The sequence below is a fragment of the Halochromatium sp. genome (genome assembly GCF_054919635.1).
In genome coordinates this window covers 1-4,693 of the sequence record NZ_JBUDPI010000300.1, presented here as the reverse complement: position 1 = coordinate 4,693, position 4,693 = coordinate 1, and the positions used below count along the sequence as shown (strand labels likewise).

Annotated in this window: 9 protein-coding genes; 7 read left to right on the top strand and 2 right to left on the bottom strand. The window is 61.7% G+C overall.

Going from position 1 to position 4,693, the window contains the following annotated elements; all coding sequences use genetic code 11:
* The 6 genes from ACY693_RS15345 to ACY693_RS15320 form a co-directional block, all read left to right on the top strand.
* The coding region (locus ACY693_RS15345) for a class I SAM-dependent methyltransferase (protein WP_462322685.1) at window positions 1-257 on the top strand (257 nt) is incomplete at its 5' end.
* A gap of 3 nt (window positions 258-260) precedes the next feature.
* On the top strand, window positions 261-926 hold the full coding sequence (locus tag ACY693_RS15340) for a hypothetical protein (protein ID WP_462322684.1): 666 nt from the start codon (window positions 261-263) through the stop codon (window positions 924-926).
* 588 nt (window positions 927-1,514) lie between these two features.
* Window positions 1,515-1,790, top strand: coding sequence for a type II toxin-antitoxin system TacA family antitoxin (locus ACY693_RS15335; RefSeq protein ID WP_462322683.1), 276 nt, complete (start codon window positions 1,515-1,517; stop codon window positions 1,788-1,790).
* On the top strand, window positions 1,783-2,304 hold the full coding sequence (locus ACY693_RS15330; RefSeq protein WP_462322682.1) for a GNAT family N-acetyltransferase: 522 nt from the start codon (window positions 1,783-1,785) through the stop codon (window positions 2,302-2,304). Before ACY693_RS15335 ends, ACY693_RS15330 begins: the two co-directional genes overlap by 8 nt.
* A 115-nt stretch (window positions 2,305-2,419) precedes the next feature.
* Window positions 2,420-3,148 (top strand): transposase, encoded by a 729-nt coding sequence (locus tag ACY693_RS15325; protein WP_462322681.1) that lies wholly within the window; start codon window positions 2,420-2,422, stop codon window positions 3,146-3,148.
* A 51-nt stretch (window positions 3,149-3,199) separates the two neighbouring features.
* Entirely contained in the window at window positions 3,200-3,364 is a 165-nt protein-coding gene (locus tag ACY693_RS15320; RefSeq protein WP_462322680.1) for a hypothetical protein, read from the top strand.
* A gap of 81 nt (window positions 3,365-3,445) precedes the next feature.
* On the opposite strand, the gene ACY693_RS15315 is transcribed toward ACY693_RS15320, so the two are convergent.
* Both ACY693_RS15315 and ACY693_RS15310 read right to left on the bottom strand, forming a co-directional pair.
* A complete protein-coding gene (locus tag ACY693_RS15315) occupies window positions 3,446-3,676 on the bottom strand; it encodes a HigA family addiction module antitoxin (RefSeq protein ID WP_462322679.1) in 231 nt (76 codons plus the stop codon).
* 11 nt (window positions 3,677-3,687) lie between these two features.
* Window positions 3,688-3,933 (bottom strand): type II toxin-antitoxin system RelE/ParE family toxin, encoded by a 246-nt coding sequence (locus ACY693_RS15310; protein WP_462322678.1) that lies wholly within the window; start codon window positions 3,931-3,933, stop codon window positions 3,688-3,690.
* A 59-nt stretch (window positions 3,934-3,992) separates the two neighbouring features.
* On the opposite strand from ACY693_RS15310, the gene ACY693_RS15305 reads away from it, so the two are divergent.
* Window positions 3,993-4,130, top strand: a complete 138-nt coding sequence (locus ACY693_RS15305) for a hypothetical protein (RefSeq protein WP_462322677.1) — start codon at window positions 3,993-3,995, stop codon at window positions 4,128-4,130.
* The last annotated feature ends 563 nt before the right edge of the window (window positions 4,131-4,693 follow it).

Genomic DNA, 4,693 nt, shown 5'->3' with positions numbered 1-4,693 from the left:
TGGATACCACACCCCCGCCGCGTAACCTGCTGCGCCCGTTCATCCAGTTTCACCTCCAGTTTGTGATCCCCGGCCTGGGCCGCCTGATCACCGGGCAGGCCGACGCCTACCAATACCTGCCGGAAAGCACGCTCGGTTTTAAGACGGCGGACGAACTGGCCGCCCTGATGCAAGCGGCAGGATTGCGCGAAGTAGGGTATAAACGATTCATGTTTAACACCATGGCTGTGCATTGGGGGATCAAAGAAGGCGAGTGAAGCATGAGCACCACACGCTGGGAACTGCGGCAAGACGACACCGTACTCGGCATCCTGACGTCATACAGCTGGGACTTCCCCTGGCTGGACTGTGACTTCGAGCCGACCCAGGCGGGCCGCGAGCATCGCGCCCTGTTCAGCGACGAATTGCAGGCGCTGCTGGATGAACGGCGCGGCGACGAGGACTGGCGGCGGCGCGCCGCAACGGAACTGCTACAACCTACAGACGACGCCGACGCCGACGCCGACGAGTCCTTCGAGCAGCAACGACAAGCAACCATCAACACCGCTGTCACGGCAACGCGCACCAAGGCCCCCGTACAACCGCTCGGCTGGGCCTATTTGGCCGACCTCAGACTACCGCCATCCGGCGATTGCCGAGAAGCCATGGCCGCCCTGCGTCAATCGTACCGAGTTGCACCCATCGAGCCAGACCTTATTGTCTACCGCCTCGAGCTCGCCGTGCGTTGTCCGCGGCAATGGAGCCCAGCGCTGCTCAATGCCATGCGCGCAGACCTGCAACGCCTTCTACGCACCACGGATCAACAGCTACGGGCGCAATCGAGCCTTCACCTCCTGGCTAAAAGACCAACCCCAAGTCCAAGCCCTCGTCAAACGCCTACTGCGCGACCAACCGGCAGGCAACGCCGAACAACCATTCCCCCTTGACGAAAGGGGCTGAAGCGAGCTTTGATCCAACCGCTGCGCGTTCAGCTGATGAACGCTCACCGGACGACAATATCAACAGTCAAGCAGCGCCCGCCTCCCTTGCACTGACGGTGTACGGCGGTAGCGTGTCCAAAGCCCTTGCCCCTGCAAGGGCCTACAGCCTTCGCCCTGATTCTCGGAGCTGAATAAACGTTGGAACCGGACTCCTGGGCCAGTATGGGCCAGCGCTTGACTCATGCGGCTATCAACTGCGGCAAACATCCCAATCAACACCGCGCGAACTTGAACGAAGAGCTCAAGTAAGACACCCTGAAACACTTGGCCGACCCGCGCTGGATCACCGTGTCCGCCGGCCACCTTACCGACTTCACCTCCATCCCGCGCCCCATTAGCCGCCTAGTCTGGCCCCTGTCCCGCCGGTCGGACGCAGGAGCATCAAACCGCCGAGATCCGCTGGTACGAAGCAATGGTTACCTCGCCTGACCCGTGGCTGAAGGATTGCAAGCGGCACAATTCGCGTCCGTGTGGACAAACACCGTACATGCGCTAGAATCACCACAGATTGCCCACGCAACTGAAGGGTTCAACATGGCAAAGCTTGAGCGCATCGATTTTCGGGTTGAGGAAGGGGTGAAAGCGCAGTTTGCGCACGCAGCCGAGGCCTACGGCATGAATCTGTCGTCCTTCATGATCGCGGCGGCGCAGGAGCAGGTGGCTCGGGCACGGCGTCGCCTCGAAACGCTGAAACTGTCGGATATCGATCGCGATGCCTTTCTCAAGGCCTTAGATCAACCGGAGCGCCCCTTGCCCGCAGCGCTGGCCAAGGCAACGCAGCGCCGCGGCACGCGCATCCTGAGTGACTAAAGATCGCGAGCGCTATCGGATCGAGGCCATCACCAGCGGGCATGACCGCGCAGCCTTTGATTGCGGGCATCCGTTTCTCAATGTCTATCTGGCCCAGTTCGCGCGGCAGAACGACCGCAAGGGCCTGGCCCGCGCCTTCGTATTGGTGCCGCAGCCAGCCGGCAACCCCGTGCTGGGTTACTACACGCTGATGTCCGGGGCTGTCGCCTTTAAGCACATGCCGCCGAACCTACGCCAAGGGCTGCCCAAATACCCGATCCCGGTCGCACGCATCGGTGAGTTGGCGCTCGACCAGCGGCAGAAAGGAAAGGGCCTCGGCTCAGACCTGTTGCTAGATGCAGTCGCGCGTATCGCCCGCGCATCCGCGCAGGTCGCGGTTTGGGCCATCATCGTCGACCCTATCGACCAAGCCGCCGCGACCTTTTACCAGCACCATGGATTCCAGCCGCTCCCCGACAGCGAGGCGCTCATCCTGACGATGAAGGACGCGAAGGCTTGGCTGGGGCAGCCATGACGCCGAGACATGCGCCAACCAAGCCCTACTCCGTCATCCCGGCCGGGAAATCCGGGACGGACCACATTTTCTGCTAGTCTTAGGGGACTGGTTTCAAAACGCTGGTATCAAACCCATGCCTCGACGCGCGCGCATCGTCGTCGCCGGTTATCCAATGCATGTCATCTTGCGTGGCATCGACCGGTCGGCCGTGTTCTTCGAGGACCATGATCGACGGTTTTTCTTAGAACGGCTCGCGCGAGCGGCAGAGGATGAATCGGTGGCGGTGCATGCCTACGTGCTGATGGGCAACCACCTGCATCTCTTGATGACCGCCGCCGAAGCGCAAGGTATCGCGAAGGTGATGAAACAGGTCGCCCAGCGCTATGTGCAACGCCTCAATCGCCGCTACGGGCGCACCGGAGGCCTATTTGAGGGTCGGTTTCGATCATCGGTGATCGACGCCGACGGCTATTTGTTGGCCTGCATGCGCTACATCGAGCTCAATCCAGTACGGGCAGCCATGGTCACGGCGCCAGGCGATTATCCGTGGTCGAGTTATCGAGCCAATGCCCTGGGTGAAGCGGACCCAGTGGTCAAACCGCATGCGCTGTATGCCGGACTTGCCGACGCTGCGGACGCCCGAAGGGCCGCCTATCGGCGATTATTCGAAGATGTCCTCAGTGAAGAACTGCTGACGCAGGTGCGCGACTGCACCAATGGCGGCTTTGTCCTGGGCCCGCCCCAGATGGAGCAGCAGGTCGCCGCGATGCTGGGCCGGCCCGTGAGCAAGGGAACGCCGGGCCGGCCGCGCAAGCAGCGCGAGGAGACCGAAGCGGGTAAGCAGGGCGCGTTGGAGTTGTAGGGTGGACCGGGTAAAACGTGGTACGTCCCTGGTTTTCCCACTCGGCACATCGTGATTCGCCAAGCCCGCCGCCGCTTTGGTCCCGAGGTTGCCGAGCAGAGCCAGCCCCTGCTAGCCGGCATCAGCGATCCCGACCAGCTTGAAGAGCTTGCCGATCAACTTCTGCTCAGCCCCGACGGCGACACTTGGCTGACCCAGCTCAAACGCGCGTCTTGAGCCATCCCAGCCCGCCCGTCATCCCGGCCGGGAAGCCGGAATCCAGGTCAGAGGAATATCCGGGACAGACCACGTTTTCTGCTAATCTGTGAGGAAAAACCGGACCCGTCCCGGATTTTTCCCTCCGAAGAACGTTGCGAGCCGAATAGCGCTATCGGCAGAAAGCGCTGTTTCCTGTTTGACCAGCCGTTCAATCCGAGTGCGCGGCACATCCAGGCATCTTGCCAGCGCAATGGCGCTCATCCCCAGCGGCTTGAGATACAGTTGCGACAGGACTTCGCCTGGATGCGCAGGGCCAACAAGTAAGCTCATCGCATCACCTCTCATTGGTAGTCGAGAACCTCGACCTCGCTTGGACCCTCGTTGGTCCAAGTGAAGCAGATTCGCCATTGGTCGTTGATCCGCACCGAATGTTGGCCAGAGCGATTGCCGGATAGCGCCAACTCCACCGCGGCATCGAGTGCCGCCAACATCGCCCGCGTGCGTTTGACCAAATCGCCCGGAAAGCCTTTGCCGAAGCGGCCAGCAACCGCTTGCGCCGCCAGTTTGCCTTTGGTGCTCAGGATCATGAGACCGATGTATCGTACCGCGATACATCTGACAACCGCCCTAGGACAGCAGCCGAGCCATGAGCCACGATCGGAACTACAAACACCTCATCCTCGACTACCCGCGCGAGGCCATCGCCTTCTTCGCCACCGCCGAGGCCCAGGCCATCGACGCCGACGCCCGCACCGATCATGTTTTCACCTGGCCAGTTCGTTAAGCGATCAAACGAATAGCCGCTGGCTGAACCAGCCTGAACACGTAGGGGCTCCGCGCCAAGGTGGCACAAGGCGCCATGTGGGCCGCCCTGGCCAACCTGCTCGACGCGGTCAGCGACCTTGGCGCCCCGCCCTCGGTGTTCCCGCAGCCCCGAGCCTCGGCACAGGCCGTGCGCCGCTAACGGGTGACGAGCACAAGCACTTAGGGTAGCGTGGGCAAGACGCTGAGGGCCGCAGGGCGGGCGAGACGCAGCCGTGAAGCAACGCTGGACACTCCAATTCGAGCAGCTGGGGCGCATCCGCCTGGGGCAGATGCGTATTGCGCCGCTGATGCTCCTCACCGGCGACAACAACGAGGTCCTCAACCACTGTCGCCGCACAGTCTGCGATGCGGTCTTCGAGCCGGACCCTGTGACACCGAGCCCGCAACGACGCGTGGGATCTCCAGCGCGACGGAGGCGATTGGTGGTAGAGCCTCTAATCAAAACCTGCTTTAATGCTGGCGCCTCTTATTAAAGATTACTTTAATACTGAGGGTTCGCATTAAAGATGCCCTTATCATGAA

What these genes read in the sequence shown, in the direction of transcription:
- ACY693_RS15310 (WP_462322678.1), bottom strand. Translation starts at nt 3,933, where the DNA reads ATGATCCTGAGCACCAAAGGCAAACTGGCGGCGCAAGCGGTTGCTGGC.
- ACY693_RS15305 (WP_462322677.1), top strand. Translation starts at nt 3,993, where the DNA reads ATGAGCCACGATCGGAACTACAAACACCTCATCCTCGACTACCCGCGC.
- ACY693_RS15335 (WP_462322683.1), top strand. Translation starts at nt 1,515, where the DNA reads ATGGCAAAGCTTGAGCGCATCGATTTTCGGGTTGAGGAAGGGGTGAAA.
- ACY693_RS15315 (WP_462322679.1), bottom strand. Translation starts at nt 3,676, where the DNA reads ATGAGCTTACTTGTTGGCCCTGCGCATCCAGGCGAAGTCCTGTCGCAA.
- ACY693_RS15340 (WP_462322684.1), top strand. Translation starts at nt 261, where the DNA reads ATGAGCACCACACGCTGGGAACTGCGGCAAGACGACACCGTACTCGGC.
- ACY693_RS15325 (WP_462322681.1), top strand. Translation starts at nt 2,420, where the DNA reads ATGCCTCGACGCGCGCGCATCGTCGTCGCCGGTTATCCAATGCATGTC.